At 64.4% G+C, this 15,067-nt stretch carries 13 protein-coding genes; 7 read left to right on the forward strand and 6 right to left on the reverse strand.

The genetic code is table 11. From position 1 onward, the window contains the following. Positions 1–82: 82 nt before the first annotated feature. Together IE191_RS15005 and IE191_RS15010 are read right to left on the reverse strand one after the other, a co-directional pair. Positions 83–724, reverse strand: a complete 642-nt coding sequence (locus tag IE191_RS15005; protein WP_191325200.1) for a DUF1109 domain-containing protein — start codon at positions 722–724, stop codon at positions 83–85. Position 725: 1 nt separating this feature from the next. Beyond that, positions 726–1,262, reverse strand: a complete 537-nt coding sequence (locus IE191_RS15010) for a sigma-70 family RNA polymerase sigma factor (RefSeq protein ID WP_191325201.1) — start codon at positions 1,260–1,262, stop codon at positions 726–728. 179 nt (positions 1,263–1,441) lie between these two features. On the opposite strand from IE191_RS15010, the gene IE191_RS15015 reads away from it, so the two are divergent. Both IE191_RS15015 and IE191_RS15020 read left to right on the forward strand, forming a co-directional pair. After that, positions 1,442–1,711 (forward strand): BufA1 family periplasmic bufferin-type metallophore, encoded by a 270-nt coding sequence (locus IE191_RS15015; RefSeq protein ID WP_191325202.1) that lies wholly within the window; start codon positions 1,442–1,444, stop codon positions 1,709–1,711. A 95-nt stretch (positions 1,712–1,806) separates the two neighbouring features. Continuing rightward, the gene (locus IE191_RS15020) at positions 1,807–2,295 is read left to right on the forward strand and encodes a DoxX family protein (protein ID WP_191325203.1); all 489 of its coding nucleotides are present in this window, start codon (positions 1,807–1,809) and stop codon (positions 2,293–2,295) included. 60 nt (positions 2,296–2,355) lie between these two features. Here the strand turns inward: IE191_RS15020 and IE191_RS15025 are convergent, their stop codons facing one another. Together IE191_RS15025 and IE191_RS15030 are read right to left on the reverse strand one after the other, a co-directional pair. Further along, positions 2,356–3,966, reverse strand: coding sequence for an alpha/beta hydrolase domain-containing protein (locus tag IE191_RS15025; RefSeq protein WP_229815432.1), 1,611 nt, complete (start codon positions 3,964–3,966; stop codon positions 2,356–2,358). Beyond that, positions 3,963–6,395 carry a TonB-dependent receptor gene (locus IE191_RS15030; protein WP_229815433.1) on the reverse strand — a complete coding sequence of 811 codons (2,433 nt, stop codon included), beginning with the start codon at positions 6,393–6,395 and terminating at the stop codon, positions 3,963–3,965. Before IE191_RS15030 ends, IE191_RS15025 begins: the two co-directional genes overlap by 4 nt. Before the next feature lie 345 nt (positions 6,396–6,740). Here IE191_RS15030 and IE191_RS15035 point away from each other — a divergent pair, with 345 nt between their 5' ends. Beyond that, positions 6,741–7,955 (forward strand): acyl-CoA dehydrogenase family protein, encoded by a 1,215-nt coding sequence (locus tag IE191_RS15035; RefSeq protein ID WP_229815434.1) that lies wholly within the window; start codon positions 6,741–6,743, stop codon positions 7,953–7,955. A gap of 180 nt (positions 7,956–8,135) precedes the next feature. Further along, positions 8,136–8,756 (forward strand): cytochrome c, encoded by a 621-nt coding sequence (locus IE191_RS15040; RefSeq protein WP_191325205.1) that lies wholly within the window; start codon positions 8,136–8,138, stop codon positions 8,754–8,756. 143 nt (positions 8,757–8,899) lie between these two features. Here the strand turns inward: IE191_RS15040 and IE191_RS15045 are convergent, their stop codons facing one another. After that, complete coding sequence (locus IE191_RS15045; RefSeq protein WP_191325206.1) at positions 8,900–9,673, reverse strand: hypothetical protein; 774 nt, start codon at positions 9,671–9,673, stop codon at positions 8,900–8,902. A 5-nt stretch (positions 9,674–9,678) separates the two neighbouring features. Beyond that, positions 9,679–12,099 (reverse strand): TonB-dependent receptor, encoded by a 2,421-nt coding sequence (locus IE191_RS15050; protein ID WP_191325207.1) that lies wholly within the window; start codon positions 12,097–12,099, stop codon positions 9,679–9,681. A gap of 527 nt (positions 12,100–12,626) precedes the next feature. On the opposite strand from IE191_RS15050, the gene IE191_RS15055 reads away from it, so the two are divergent. The 3 genes from IE191_RS15055 to IE191_RS15065 all read left to right on the forward strand — a co-directional run bounded on the left by IE191_RS15055 (position 12,627) and on the right by IE191_RS15065 (position 15,018). Then, positions 12,627–13,970 carry a helix-turn-helix domain-containing protein gene (locus IE191_RS15055; RefSeq protein WP_191325208.1) on the forward strand — a complete coding sequence of 448 codons (1,344 nt, stop codon included), beginning with the start codon at positions 12,627–12,629 and terminating at the stop codon, positions 13,968–13,970. A 95-nt stretch (positions 13,971–14,065) separates the two neighbouring features. Continuing rightward, positions 14,066–14,602, forward strand: coding sequence for a MarR family winged helix-turn-helix transcriptional regulator (locus IE191_RS15060; RefSeq protein WP_229815436.1), 537 nt, complete (start codon positions 14,066–14,068; stop codon positions 14,600–14,602). Further along, positions 14,599–15,018, forward strand: a complete 420-nt coding sequence (locus tag IE191_RS15065; protein ID WP_191325209.1) for an acyl-CoA thioesterase — start codon at positions 14,599–14,601, stop codon at positions 15,016–15,018. The genes IE191_RS15060 and IE191_RS15065 overlap by 4 nt, the downstream gene beginning before the upstream one ends. The last annotated feature ends 49 nt before the right edge of the window (positions 15,019–15,067 follow it).

Genomic DNA, 15,067 nt, shown 5'->3' on the forward strand with positions numbered 1-15,067 from the left:
ATGGCGCTCCTGGGAAATGCATATGCCGGAAGTGGCATGGGATATTCGCGGTGGCGCCACGCACGGTTACAGCCGCGAAAAATTACCAGCGCAGCAGGCGCGGCCCAAGGATGGCGCCGGCAAGCGCGGCAAGGCTGATGCCCAGCGTATACCAGGTGAGCACGAAGATCGCCGATACTTCCGGGCAGTGCAGGCAATAGAGCGTTGCGCCCCAGGCGCCGGCCGTCAGCCCCGCCGTCGCCCCCGCAGCCCGCAGCCGCGTTGGCGCCAGGCGCCGAAATGACCAGAGCAGGCCGCCAAAGATCGGCACCGACAGCAGGAATACGATCGACGAGCACACGCTCCAGCTTTGGCCCAACCACATCGCCAACCATTGCGCCTTGGGCACCCGGCTCATTTCAAACAGGCCGATCGCGACGAGCGACAGCACCGGCACCACCATCAACCACAGCCAGCCGGGCCTGCCGCCATCGGGCCGCGCAAGCCGCGCCGTGGCAAGCGCCGCACAGATGCCGAGGGAAACCGTGTAACCCCACTTCATCCAGAACGAATAATGGCGCAGGGCCGTGCCAAGCTGCGGATTGAACCCCAGCAGCCAGGCAATCAACGCGAGGGTCACGACGCCGCCAGCGATAAGCCCGATGACCAGGCGACGCCCGATGGCGTGGCGTGGCACCGGGGTCACTTCGCTGGCCAGAGCATTGATCAGTTCGTCGGTGTTCATCCTAGATTTCGCCTCTGATACGGGCAGCGAGCGCTTTCAGGCCGCGATGCACCGACACTTTCACGTCAGATTCCCCCATCCTTTCCCGCGCTGCCGCCTCGTGCGTGCTCAATCCATCGAGGCGGGTCGCGCGGATCGCTTGCGACTGCTTTGCCGGCAAGGCGTCCAGCAAGCGGTCGATATCGATCCGCGCGCTGCTGGCCGCCTCGAACCCCTCGGTCACCAGAATGTCATCCAGCCCCTCGATCGGGCAGGTCCGGCCGCAGCGACGGAAGTGATCGACCATCTTGTAGCGCGCAATGGCGAACAGCCAGCCACCGAACGCGCGCTCCCGGTCGAACGTGGCGCGCCGCGTGTGGACGGCGATCAGCGTTTCCTGGACGAGATCGTCGATGTCATCGCGGCGATCGCGCATCCGGCGGCGGTAAAACGCTTCGAGCACAGGAACGAGCGCGCGCAGCAACTGCGCCTGGCAGGCCGCATCGCCATCCAGACCGCCAATCATCCACGCTTTCAACTGGGCTTCGTTCGCTTGCATGTGGGCTCCCACGCCATGCTTCGCGCCAGACCCGCCGATGGTTACACCGCAGGCAGCCAATCGACGAAAATAAAATCTGTAACCGACCGTCCACCCGCGCCGAATTGCTCCTCGTCGACCGGGCCGGGATCACCGCCCGCGACGCACCTGCCCGCCGTTCATTCCCGAGGAGCTTCATCATGACCATCACGCAAGCCGCCGCCGCCGTTGCCCTTTCTGTTGCCGCTATTGCCGGTTCGAGTGCACATGCCGCCGACGCCCCCAAAACCGAGAAGTGCTATGGCGTCGCGCTCGCCGGCAAGAACGACTGCAAGGCCGGCGCGGGCACGAGTTGCGCCGGCACCTCGGTCAAGGACTATCAGGGCAACGCCTGGAAAGCGGTGAAGATCGGCACCTGCACCTCGATCAAGACGCCCCACGGCATGGGCTCGCTCACGCCGCGCGGCTGAACCCGCCCTCTCCACCAGCCTGTGCCCGGACGCTGCCATGCGCACCGTCCGGGCCATCTTGCCGTGCTCACCACTGGCCGACCAAGGACAAGCCGATGACTACGCTGATCCTGCTTTACCAGCGCACCACCGATCTTGCCCGGCGGCTCTTGCCGGAATGGCTTTTGCTGCTGGTCGCAAGGCTGGGCGCAGGTGCGATCTTTTTCCTGTCGGGCCGCGCCAAGGTCGAAGGCTGGTTCACTATCACCGACGGCACGTTCGATCTCTTCGCCAGTGACTATGCGCTGCCGCTGGTGCCGCCGCACCTTGCCGCCTATGCCGCGACCATTTCCGAGCATCTGTTCTCGATGCTGCTGTTCCTTGGTCTGTTTACCAGACTGGGCGCGATCGGCCTGCTGGGCATGACGCTGGTGATCGAAGTGTTCGTCTATCCCGATGCCTGGCCCACCCACCTAAGCTGGGCCGGCCTGCTCTTGCCGCTGCTGGCCAAGGGCGGCGGAAGCCTGTCCCTTGATCACATACTGTGGCGCTGGCTGGCTCAGCCCGAGCGGCAAGACAGCAATCTCTCTCAGCCGCGCCAATGATACGCCCTGATAGAGAGGTGGCGCCCGTGGGCCTCTGGCTTGGCGCGAGACAATGTGGGCTCAGCGGGGCGACGGGCCAGAGGAGGGAGCGAACGCCTCAGGCCCGGCAGGGGGAACGAGACTGGCGGCATCTTCCGGCAGGATGATGCCTGCGGTCACTGCGGCGCGGGTGGCGGCGGCAAAGCGGCGGGCATAGCCCGCGTAGGAGCCGTAGAGCTTGCGCATCTGCGCGGGAGAAAAGGCCCGCTTGCTATCGTAGACCGTGCCGCAGCCAGTCTCGAAGTCGGTCCAGTATTCGAATGCCGGCACGGTAATCCACGGCGGCCGCATGCCACCCACGATTGCCTGGGTGCGCGGGTCACGCCGCACGCCATTTGCCGTGCGCACCACGCGGGGATAACGCGGCATCGGCGCACCGGTACGTACCCAGCGGTCCATTGCATCGAGCAGCGCAGAAAACGGCAATTCGGCCGGCTCGTCGTAGATCGCCTGGCAGCGTGGGTCGTCGCCATGGCCGCGCTGGTTGGGCAGCGGCTCCACCTCGCCAGTGCCGAGATCGGCCGCGCGCAGGTGCGGCGTTCCCATCACCTCGACATAGCGCAACATCGGCCGGTCGCTGTCCGGCGGAAGGGCGATGTGCTCGATCGCATCGTGCACAGTCTCGGACTGGCTGTAGACAGTCACGAAGGGAACATCGGCAGGTAACCCGCGCGGGATGCGGCGCGGCGCACCGGCTACCTCGCCATAGGAAAACCGTCCGGTCATGTAGGCATCGATCAATGGCCCACCATCGGGTCGGCGCCACTGCTGATGGCGCCCCTGGTCGAGATAGTCGAACCATACCTGCGCCTGCACCGCCCAACTGTCGACGTAGACACGGCGGACCGCCAACCCCGCCATGGGCCCGTCGGCAGACGGCGTGCGCAGCAGCAGGGCCAATTCGGCGCCGATGCCCTGCGCCTGGGGCAGGAAGGGATCGGGCGCACCACCACGCAGGAACCGCTTCGGATCATAATAGCTGCCGAGCGGCGCATAGCGTGGATAGTCAAAGCGTCGCATGAATTCGAGGTTCACGATGCCGCCGTACTGCGCCTGATCGGAATTGCTCGCCTCCCCTGGCACCGGGGGAAACTTGGGATCGGCAGCCGGGGCATTGATGTCGAGGGTGTAGGCGACGAACGCATAGCCGCGCCGCAAGAGGTAGGCGCGCGTCAGGATCCATCCGGCTGCACGCGCGCCGAACCAACTGAACGGCTCGATCACCACGGTGCCATTGAAACGCGCAGGGTCAGCCGGGCGGCGCACCAGGATGCGCGTGATATAGGGCGCTGCCGCCACGCGCACATGGCCGTCGCCATCGATCGCCGGTGCCTTGCCCACGAGGTAGTATTCCGCTTCTTCATACCCTGCTGCAGCAAGATCGGCATGCTCCGGACCAGGCCGAAGCGCCGAGGACAGTGGCAGGGCGCCGCTGTCGGGCACCGGGATCGCCTCGGGCAAGGTAATCGCCGCCACCTCTGGCGCAGTGGCCGATGTTGCTGTGGGCAGCGGCGCAACCGCGGGGGCGGCCCTTGCCGTGGGAGCAAGGGCCGCGAGCGCGCCGCATGCCAGGCTACATATCAGGACAAATGCCAGGATAGCGCCGCGCATGTCGCCGCCGCGCCGCATCATTTGCCGAACGGCACCCGCAACGTGGCGCCATAGGTCACAGGCGGCCCATAAATCGATGTTACGCCCAAAATGCCAAGGTTGAGCGCATAGGCGCGGTAGGCCTTGTTAAATACGTTGCGGCCCCAGGCAGTGAGCGAGATTCCGGTGTTGGTGTCGCGCCAGGTGAGCGAGGCGTTGGTGATGTTGTAGGAAGGCTGCAGCGAGCCAAGGCCGTTGGTCACCTCGAGGAACTGCTTGTCGTACCACACACCGTCGACCTGCACGGCAAGGTTGCCGCTGCCGATATCATGGTTGTAGCGAAGCAGGTAATTGAAGCTGAAGCGCGGCGCATTGGGCAGCTTGGCATTCTTGATATCGGCCTGCGGGAAATCGCAGCGGAACACCGTGCCCAGGTTCTTGCAATACTGCGAATCCGGCGCACCGGGGAACAGTACCGGGCCGAACTGGGTGCCGGTGCCCGGAATGCTATCGACCGACGAGGTTTCCCACGTGGCGCCGAACACGCCATCAACATGGCGCGAGGGCGACCAGAACGACTCCAGTTCGGCCCCGGTCGCGTGGGCGTTGCTGTTGTAAACGTGGGGTACGCCCCCGGCCAGCGAGAAGGCCTGATAGTCATCGTAGAAGTAGTGATAGACCGTGCCGTTCAGGCGCAGCGTGCGGCCGAGCAGGCTGGTCTTGAAGCCGGCTTCGAGGCTATTGAGCGTCTCGGGACGATGCTGGAAATCTTGCGGGGTGATCGTCGAGGACAGCGACCAGTTGCCGCCCTTGATGCCGCGGTTCCACGAAGCGAACAACAGCGTGTCGGGCGTGGCCTGGTAATTGAGCGAGACGCGGGCAGCCCAGTCACCATAGTTGATGCGGTTGACGCCCGGAACAACGGCCGCCAGATCGCGATCGGTGAACAACACGCGCGGCGCGGGCTGCGGCGCATATGTCGGGTCGATCAGGACCGCAGTATAGTCGATCGCCTTGTTATCCTTGGAATAGCGTCCGCCGATCGTGACCGAAAACTTGTCGGTCAGTTGCAGGTCGCCCTGCGCGAACAGCGACCAGTTCTTGGAGCGCAGCACGTAGAACTGGTCGACCGTCGGGAACGAGAAGCCGCCGTTGGCTTGTTCGGCCAGTGAAATCATCGGCACGCCGGTAACGCCGTGAACGCCGTCGTATTTCATATTGAGGTAATAGCCGCCCGCCTGCCACTTGAGCAGCCCGGTATGGCCAGAGAAACGCAATTCCTGCGAGAACTGGTGAAAGCGCACGCGCGTATCGACGTTGACGACATCGAGCGGCGTGGCATCGCCGTCTTCGGCATAGACCTTGTTCATCGTCAGGTAGTTGGTGATCGCGGTGAGATTGACCCCGCCCAGGTCCCAGTCGAGTTGGCCCTGATAGCTGTTGGTGACGCGGTTGAGGTCACCCTTGCGGTTGCCAAAGTGCTCCCACGGTGAGGCCGGGGCCGAGGTCACGCCGTTGATGACCCCGTTGCGGCTGTCGCTGAGGCCAGCGGCATTGGTGTCGCAATAGCCGTTGGCAAGATAGACGCAGTTTTCGAAGACATAGCCACCGGTGGCGACATGATTGTCTTCGGAATGCTTGTACCACAGGCTGAGCGTAGCTTTGGGGGCCAGATCGACCTGAAGATTGAGGCGCGCCGCCCAGCCGTTCTTCCCGCCAAGATCCTGCCCGCTGCCCTGCAGCACGCCCAGGCCGAGCGCAGTAGCATCGGTGTTGCGTGACTTGATGTAACCATCGGCCTTTTCGACCCGCCCCGCCGCGCGAAAGCGTACGCCCGGCACGATCTGCGCACCGATCGCGCCTTCAAGCGAGCGATCGTTGAACTTGCCATACTCACCCTGGACATAGCCGTTAAGCGAGTCCTGGCTGGCATCCTCGCTGAGGTAGTGGATGAGGCCGCCGGTGGCGTTGCGCCCGAACAGCGTGCCTTGGGGGCCACGCAGCACTTCGACACGCTTGATGTCGAACAGTTGCCCCGCCACCGCGTTCATCGAGGCGATATAGGCGTTGTCCTGGTATACCGCGACCGGAGCCTCGAGGTTGTCGGTGAAATTGTTCTGCGAGATGCCGCGCAGACTGAAGATCGTCAGGTTGGGCGACCAGGCGTTGACACGCAGCGCAGGGATCTGCTGGGTGATCTGGGTGGTGTCGGTAATACCCAGGCGCTTGACCTGTTCGCCGGAAAACGCGCTGACCGAGATCGCCACCTTCTGCACACTTTCGCTGCGCTTGTTGGCGGTGACGAGAATTTCAGAAGCAAGCCCCCCAGCGTCGGCTGGCGCTGCTGGCGCAGCGGCGGGCGCTGCGGCTGGGTCGGTGGCCTGCTGGCCAATGGCCAGTGCCGGCGCGGCGGCCATCGTCGACGCAAGAAGATAGGCCACGCGACGCGCGGCATGGTCACGGCGGATCATGGTACTGCTACTCCCCATAGCGATCCACGCCTCCTGTTAGAGTGCGCGCGCAAATGTTGTTCCTGCTGCGCCTTTGTGTCTCATGGTTTACAGTATATGGCAATAGCCTATTATTGTTGCATTGACGAAACAGTTGACGACAACCCCTTCACACGCGGAAATCCCCATATCGCATGGCAGTGAGCCCCTGCCATGGCCCCAGCCAAACGGGAAGGTTGACCTTGATCGCAGATATGCGACATTGTTGCGCAATCGAGAAAATAACATCGAATCGACAATTATTGTAACTCATAAGTCGAATCAGGCCGGTTCTGGCCCACGACAGCCCCAATGGAGAGAGCGGTCATGAGCGTTACAGTTGCCCCCCATATGGATGCCGCCCGCGAAGCGCATGACCTTGCCGCCATGCTGGTCCAGCGCGCACGCGACATGGTGCCGGTGTTGCGCGAGCGCGAGGCGGCGGCGATTGCGGCCCGCCAAGTTTCAGCCGAAACGATCCGCGATTTCAAGGATGCCGGGTTCTTCAAGGTGCTGCAACCGCGCAACTACGGCGGCTTCGAACTCTCGCCAGCAGTCTATTGCACGATTGCCAAGACACTGGCCGAAGGCTGCATGGGCAGTGCGTGGGTCTATGGCGTGGTGGCCGTGCACAACTGGCAGATGGCGCTGTTCGACCCGCAGGCAGCCGATGACGTCTGGGGCAAGGACCCCTCGGTGCTGATCAGTTCGTCCTATATGCCAACCGGCAAGGCGGTGGCGGTGGCGGGCGGCTATCGCTTCAGCGGTCGCTGGCAGTTCTCCAGCGGATCGCAACACTGCGATTGGGTGATCCTGGGCGCCAACATGGTCGCCCCCGACGGCGACGGCACGCCCGAGCCCTATAACTTCCTGGTGCCGCGCACCGATTATGAGATCGTCGATACCTGGCACACGATGGGCCTGTGCCCCACAGGCAGCAACGACATCGTCATCGAGGATGCGTTCGTGCCCGCGCACCGCGTGATCCGCGAGCGAGACATGTTTGCGATGAACTGCCCGGGCCATGCCGCAAACCCCGGCCCGCTCTATCGCATTCCCTTCGCGCAGGTGTTCAACCGCACCGTCTCGACCACGTCGATCGGTTCGCTGCGCCGCGCGCTCGACATCTTCGTGCGTGCCACGCGCGAGAAACGCGCCACCTATTCGGGCGCGCGCCTGGCCGCCGATACCACCATCCAGGAAGCCGTGGCCGAGGTGAAGCTGATCCTCAACGACCTGGAACTGCGCCTCGCCAGCGACCTGGCCGAGCTTGACGCGCGATCGCTCAGCGGCGACTGGCCGATCGAGCGCCGTGCCGAACTGGGCCACCACACCACCGCTATGGTCAGCCGCTGCGTTACCGCAGTCGACCAGCTCATGCTGTTTTCGGGCGGTAAGGCGATCTATGCCGGCAATCCCATACAGCGCGCGTTCCTCGACATCCATTGCGCCCGCGCGCATGTTGCCAACAATCCCTATCCCTATGCCCGCAACGTTGGCGCGATGGCCTTCGGTTACGACAACGATTGCATGGACCTGTAACCAGGTGGCCCGAGCAGCGGGGGCGCGCGCCACGGCTATGCTGATCTGGCCTGATCGTCACGGTCGCAGCGCCCTGCCCCCGTTGCTGTGACCGTAACCCAACCGTTTCACGCGCGGCCGCGCTGCACTCCTGCCCTATCGTGGCAACAGGCGATCCGCTGCAGGAAGGAAACAAGAGTGATGGACGGGGTGAAACGGGCCGGACGGCTGGGCCAGGGAATACTGTCAGTGGCGGCGCTGGCGCTGCTCGCCTGTGCCTGCAGCGCGAACCACGACGACGACGCTGCAAGCCACACCGCGAACGGGACGGCAAAGGGTGGGGCAACGTCGGCCCCAGCCGCGATGCAGCCGGTGGTTTCGATCAAGGAACTGATGGATTCCACCGTCGATCCGGCCGCCGACGGGGTGTGGGACGCGGTAGGCACGATCACCACGGCCAGTGGCGTCGATCACCACCAGCCGCGCAGCGATGAGGAATGGCAGGGTGTGCGCCGGCACGCGGTGACTCTTGCAGAGGCGATGAACCTCGTCATGCTCGATGGGCGCCATGCCGCGCCTACGGGCACCCGCCCCGGACTGGGCGAGCAGGCCCCCGCGCAAATCGAGGCGGCGATCCGCGCCAACCCGGCGCAATTCGACCAGTTCGCCACGGCGACGCGCGACGTTGCGATCGACATGATCCGGGCGATCGATCGCCACGATGTCGATGCAGTGATGAAGCTGGGCGGCACGCTCGACGATCGGTGCGAGTCCTGCCACGTGACCTACTGGTATCCGAACTCGCCACGCCCCAAGACGTGACATTGCCAAGCGCCTTTGGCCCGTGCGGCCACGGGGAAGCTGGGCGATCGGAAAGGAACGATCGGGACAGAAACGACGCGCACGGACCTTTGCCGTGCGCGTCGCAATGCCTGCGCATGCAGGCTAGGCGCCGCCCAGGCCCTTCAGGGCGTAGAGTCGGTCTTCATCTCTAGACTGCCATCGGCCCCCACCACCGTGCGATCGCCATCACAGACATATTCGTCGATGCGGTAGCTCGCCGGTTCGCGCTTGTAGAGGAACGTGAAGCGATAGGGCGCGGTGAGGTACTGTGGGTCGGTGATGGTCACATCGTCGGCAAGGATGCCATCGGGCCGCAGGTGCAAGCGCTCCTCCACATGCATCGCGGGGGAATGCGGAATGTCCTCATAGCGGACATCCTCACGCACGCCTGCGGTTTCCACCACGAGCACACCGCCTTCCCAGCGTCCGACCGACCGGCCGAAATAGCCGGGGTTGATAGTCTCCACCGGCGGCAACGGCTCGTCCAGGTAGATACGCCGCACCTGCGACATGAACTCGGCCAGTACGGTCACCTGCCGCAATGCCGGGTTCTGCAGGATCTGCAGCGCGTAATGCGCGCCCATGATCCCAGGCACGCCTTCGGGCAGGCACTGCGAACTGGGCGTAGGCAAAGGTTTGCCGGCAGCATCTGCAGCGGCGCGGCGCTGTTCCATCGCCTGCCACTGCGCGAGGTATGGTGCGCGCAGTGGTGGTGGCACGACCTGCAGTTCGGCCGGGTCAGGCTGGCCCGAAAACGTGTCGGGATAGGGCGGATAACGGTTCCACACCCCCGAAATGTCGGGCTCTTGCGCGGGCGTAGACGCAATTGCCGGGGCGGCGACGAGCGCCCCGGCAATTGCGAGTGTGGCGATGATCCGCTGCTGTGCCACAGCCAAGGCCCTCACTGCCGTGCCGTCAGCGTCAGGCCGATGGTGCGCGGGCGGAAGCTGCCGGCGCGGTACCAGGTCGATATCGGCGAATCGTGGTAAAGCCCCAGCACCGGCTGGCTGTCGGTCACGTTGTTGACGAACACGCTAAGGTCGATATCGGCCTTGCCCGCCTTGAACCGGCCACCGGCGCGCAGGTCGAGCTGCGAGGTAGCGGGCGGACGCGGCAGTGCGGGATCGACCAGCGGTGAGTTCGTGTCGATCGGCGTGCTGTTATGGCTGTTGTAGGAATAGTCGGCACGGGCATAGCCATCGACCGATCCGACCGGCTCGACCAGCTCGGCATTGAGCTGCAACGACCACGGGGCCACCGCGAAGGGCTCACCGGCGCGGCGGATCGTGGTGCCGCCAGGACCAGGGATCGCCGTGGTATAGCGTGCATTGGTATAGGCCACCGAGGCACCCAGTGTCAGGGCCGGGATAGGCTTGGCCGCCAGCGACAGGTCGAAGCCATCGATCTTGGCCTTGCCCAGGTTGAGTGCGGCATAGATCGAGCATGTCGGCAGCGCGAACAGCGTCTGCACGTTATTCCAGTCGATGTGATAGGCCGAGGCATCGACCGCCAGCTTGCCGCCGAACAGCCGGTTCTTCGCCCCCGCTTCGTAGCTCCAGATCGAGTCGGGCTTGAGCGTCTGCGAGGCCAGTGGATCAAAGCCGATCGCTGCGGCGTCGGCAGCGCAGGTCAACCCGACCGGCGGCGATATCCCTGGTCCGCGCACGCCCTTGGCCGCACTGACATAGAACAGGTTGTTACGATCGGCCTGGAACGATACCCCCGCGCGCGGCGTGAACGTGCGGCTGGTCACGCCGAGGCTGTCGGTGTGTCCGGCGGTGGTATAGAGCGGGCCGGCAGTGAAGCCCTCGAACTTGTAGTTGGCGATGGTGTAGCGCCCACCCAGCGTGAGCTTGACCCGCGGCACGATCTCGTAGTCGGCCTGGGCATAGATCGCTGCCTGGCGATCGCGGTGCGTGTTGCGCTGGAACACACTGTAGCGGCCCTGATAGAGATCGACGCCATAAGCATCTGCGAGCGAAGCATATTCCGGATCACCAGCCTGGCGGCGGCCATAGTTGACCACGTCGAGGAGCTGCGGATCGCTGCCGGCATATTGGTCGCGCACGAACGAGCGCTGGTAGAAAGCGCCGATGATCCAGTTGAACCGCGCGTTGGCATTGTCGTTCTGCAGGCGCAATTCCTGGGTAAAAGCAGTCTGCTTGGTGTCGCTGGCGGTCCCCGGCGCATAGTTGGCGAATTCGGCGGGAATGGTACCAACGATATTGCCGAACAGCGAAAGGCTGAGCGTGGCATCATCGCTCTGCGTGCGAGTGGTACGGTGGAAGTATGACGTGTCCGACACCAGCGTCGCTCCACCCAGCGACAGCTCGACCTTGAGCGCGGGCAGGTAGAAGCGGTCGACATGGCCTTCGGGCTTGGTATTGAGGCTCAGCCGTTGGTCGCCATGCGCGAGGTCGGACTGCGCAACCTCGAAGCGCGACCCGTCGGCGATGTCCTGGTACTGGTAGAAGATCGAGGGCGTGATCGTCAGCGTCTCGGTCGGTTTGGCCCCCACCGCCAGCCGTGCCGAAACCGTGTTCGAGCTGTTGATGTCTTTCTGCGTCACCTGCTTGGTGGTGCGATCGAGGCGATCGATGTAGCCGCCGTCGTGACGCATCCAGCCGCTGGCGCGGAAGCCGATCTTGTCGGTGATGATCGGCGCGCCCACCGCGACACCGCCTTCGTAGCTTTCCGCGCCGTTCTTGGTCGTGGCCACTTCGGCACGGTCATACATCGAGATGGTATCATAGCTGGGCTTGGGCATGATGAAGCGCAGCGCGCCGCCCACCGAACCGCTGCCGAACAACGTGCCCTGCGGCCCGCGCAGCACTTCCACGCGCTCAAGGTCGAAGACCTGCGGGTAGGGATTGCTTAGCGAGGGGCTAACGCCGACGCGGGTCTGTACCGGGGTATCGTCGATATAGACGCCGGTGGTGGGAATGCCCGACGAGGAATCAACCCCGCGGATCGCAATCGTGGTCTGGCCGGTGCCATAGAGCACCGCCGTCTGGCCGAACGAGACGCCCGGAGTGATCTGCGCGATATCGGCAATCGAACGTACGCCCTGCGCGTCGAGTTCGGCGCTGGTCTTGGCTACCACGCTGGCGGGCACATGGCTCAATGACTGTGCCTTGCGCGTGGCGGTGACGATGATTTCGCCCACTTGCCCGCTGCTCGGCGCATCGGTGGACGGCACCACAGCGCCCGGCGGCGTGGCGGCATCACCCACCTGCTGTGCCAGCGCCGCCAGTGGGGTGGCGATTGTCGAAGACGCAAGAAGGAGGGCCGCGCGACGCGCGGCAACGGAACGATCTGTCATGATAATGCTACTCCCCGATAGCGGAACGCGCCTCCTTGTTGGAGTATCGCGAATGATGCTGTTATGAGTGGCCGAAAGTGTTACCCAGTTTACAGTGAATGGCAATACGCTTGTTTTGTTGATTATAAGCAACAATTAGGTGTCAGGTGATCCGGCTAATTAGTGACAGCTATGGGCTTTTTTTGCAGTTTCCGGCCAAACACCAAAACCCAGGTAGCGCAACCACATCCATCACATTGTTTCATAATTAATACAAATATCGATTTTTATGATATTTTGTTTTGTTATGATCACCAGTTTGCCTAGCATTCGGAACCGCGCGGACGATTGATTCGTGCGGCCGGCCGCTTGGCCTCGCCAGACTCAGGGGGCCCCCGCCTTGCGGCACGAGGTTGGGCGCAGCATAGACTTTGTTTTAACCTTAAAGTAAATCAAAATTTGGCGCTTCCATCGCGACGCGGGTAAAGCCACAGCGATATTGCGTCGGTCGCCGCGGATGCACCCGGCCATGAGGAAGAGACCGGACCGTGGAGAACCCCGCAGATCCCCCGCCCGAAGCCAATTACATGGCCGACCGTGCTGCAGCACGCCTTGCCGAAGAGATCGCCCGCCTGCGCGCGGTTCTCTCCGCCAGCCGCTCGGCCGTGCAATTGCGCCTGTTCGATTACCTTGCCGCGCGTTCGGGCGATGCCCGCGCGCCCAAGGAGATCGAGATTGCGCATGCCGTGTTCGGCGGCGACGAATCGCCCGATACCGCTGCTGACTCCGGCGTGCGCGTCTATGTTCACCGCCTGCGCAAGCGCCTTGAAGACCATTATCGTGGGCAGCCCGGCGCGCGACTGGTCATTCCCAAGGGAGAATACCGCCTCGTGCTTGCCGAGGCCGAGACGACGCAGGCCAGCGCGGGCTTCACCGCACCAGACCTGGCCGAGGCAGCATCGCCGCGTGTGCCCACCATCACCCCGCAGCCGGGGCGGTTTCGAAGGTTGCCGCGCGGCGCCGTTCCCGCCCTTCTGGGGCTGGCGTTATTGAGCCTGGCTATTGCGACCGGTTTGGCGTTGTACGCTTGGCCAACGTCGCAGGTGGCAGGCGGTACGCCCGACGATGAACGGCTGCGCAACACGGCCCTGTGGCGCAACCTTGGCGCAAGCGTCCCCGTGCTGGTCGTGGCCGGCGACGCCTATGCCGCCGCCGAAACCGGCGACCAGCGCAACGTGCGGCGCATGATCCTCGACCCGCGCATCGCCTCGCGCGAGGAACTGGGTCAGCACATCCGCAGCCATCCCGACCAGTTCTACCGGCTCTATGACTTCGATCTGCATTTCACGCCGGTGCCGACCGCACTCGCCGCCTGGAACGTGGAGGCAACGCTCCCCCGCGAAGCCGCTGGAACGCGCCGAAGTGCCTCGATAGTGCCTGCCTCCGCAATGACGCCAGCGCTGCAGCAGGGCGCCGACATCGTCTATGTTGGCCACCTTGCCGACATGGGCATACTCGCTGCGCCACTCGCGGCCGCCAGCAGCCTGCGTTTCGACCGGCCCGGCGCGATCGTCGATCCCGCTACCGCGCGTATCTGGCAAGCCGCGCCGCCAGCGCCCGACAGCACCCCGCGCGTGCGCGATGCCGTGGCTACCGACTATGGCTATCTTGCCAGCCTGCCTGCTCCCGGCGGGCGGGCTCTGTTGGTGGTTGCCGGGTTGGGCGATGTTGCCACGGCCCAGCTGGCCGGGCTGGTCGCCAGCGCGCAGGCGCTTGGCCAGATCGCGGTGCACACCGGCAATCGCCCCCATTTCGAGGCTGTCTTTGCCATCGACACCCGTGACGGTATCGCCGTATCGCGCCGCCTGCTGCTGGCGCGCGCACTGCGCTGAGCAAGCAGGCCACACGCACCTAGCTCGGTTTGGTGCGCACGATCCACTTGGCGGCTTGGCATTTATGCTTTAGGCCTAAAGCAAGAGGAGACCTGATGCCGACCCCTGCCCCGGGCAACGAACCGCCCCCTGTTGCCGCCACCGACGAACCTACCGACGCCGACAGCCCTGCGGCCCGCGCCCCATTGCCCGGCGCCGGGTCTGCCACGCTGCGCATGTGGGTACGCCTGCTGGCCTGCGCCAAGATTGGCGAGAAGCAGCTGCGCCGAAAGTTCGATGAACAGTTCGATACCACCCTCCCCCGCTTCGACGTGCTGGCCGCACTCGATCGCGTGCCCGATGGCCTGAGCATGAGCGCGCTGTCGCGTGCGCTGCTGGTTTCCAACGGCAACGTTACCGCGATCGTGCGCCAGTTGCAGGCCCATGGCCTGGTCGCATCGCGCACCGACCCGCTCGATGCGCGTTCCGCGATCGTCTCGCTCACGCCCGCCGGGCAGCGCCAGTTCGATATCCTCGCGACGGCGCACCACGCCTGGATTGCCGCGATGCTGCGCGATGTACCGCCCGAGCGGGTGGATCAACTGGTACGTAGCCTTGGCGAATTGCGCGCCATCCTGGAAGAGCAGACATGATCCGTTTCACCACCACTGCCCTCGTCCGCTTCGCACATGTCGACGCCGCAGGGATCGTTTTTTATCCGCGCTATTTCGAGATGCTCAACGGCGCGGTGGAAGACTGGTGTGCCCAGCAGCTCGGGGCCGATTTTCGTGCGCTGCACGACATGCGCGGGATCGGCGTGCCCACGGTCGATCTCGAGGCTGAATTCCGCAGCCCCAGCCGGCTCGGCGACATGCTCGATATCATGCTGGTTCCGCTCCATGTCGGACGCAGCAGTTGCCGGCTAGAGCTGACGTTCTCGTGCGACGGCGAAACCCGCCTCGTAGCCCGCGTTACGCTGGTCTGCACCGATCTTGCCGCGATGCGCAGCACGCCTTGGCCTGACGACATCCGCGCGCGCATGACCGGCACCGCCCCGGTCGCCGCCTGATCAAACCGCGCCCCGCTTTGCACAGGCGGGGCGCGGTCGACCGTAACAA

Origin of the sequence: Novosphingobium pokkalii (assembly GCF_014652855.1) — a bacterium.
In the GTDB taxonomy this organism is placed as follows: Bacteria; Pseudomonadota; Alphaproteobacteria; order Sphingomonadales; family Sphingomonadaceae; genus Novosphingobium; species Novosphingobium pokkalii.

Coding starts and splice junctions, on each gene's coding strand:
- IE191_RS15035 (WP_229815434.1), top strand. CDS start 6,741: ATGAGCGTTACAGTTGCCCCCCATATGGATGCCGCCCGCGAAGCGCAT.
- IE191_RS15065 (WP_191325209.1), top strand. CDS start 14,599: ATGATCCGTTTCACCACCACTGCCCTCGTCCGCTTCGCACATGTCGAC.
- IE191_RS15030 (WP_229815433.1), bottom strand. CDS start 6,395: ATGATCCGCCGTGACCATGCCGCGCGTCGCGTGGCCTATCTTCTTGCG.
- IE191_RS15050 (WP_191325207.1), bottom strand. CDS start 12,099: ATGACAGATCGTTCCGTTGCCGCGCGTCGCGCGGCCCTCCTTCTTGCG.
- IE191_RS15025 (WP_229815432.1), bottom strand. CDS start 3,966: ATGATGCGGCGCGGCGGCGACATGCGCGGCGCTATCCTGGCATTTGTC.
- IE191_RS15040 (WP_191325205.1), top strand. CDS start 8,136: ATGGACGGGGTGAAACGGGCCGGACGGCTGGGCCAGGGAATACTGTCA.
- IE191_RS15060 (WP_229815436.1), top strand. CDS start 14,066: ATGCCGACCCCTGCCCCGGGCAACGAACCGCCCCCTGTTGCCGCCACC.
- IE191_RS15005 (WP_191325200.1), bottom strand. CDS start 724: ATGAACACCGACGAACTGATCAATGCTCTGGCCAGCGAAGTGACCCCG.
- IE191_RS15010 (WP_191325201.1), bottom strand. CDS start 1,262: ATGCAAGCGAACGAAGCCCAGTTGAAAGCGTGGATGATTGGCGGTCTG.
- IE191_RS15020 (WP_191325203.1), top strand. CDS start 1,807: ATGACTACGCTGATCCTGCTTTACCAGCGCACCACCGATCTTGCCCGG.
- IE191_RS15015 (WP_191325202.1), top strand. CDS start 1,442: ATGACCATCACGCAAGCCGCCGCCGCCGTTGCCCTTTCTGTTGCCGCT.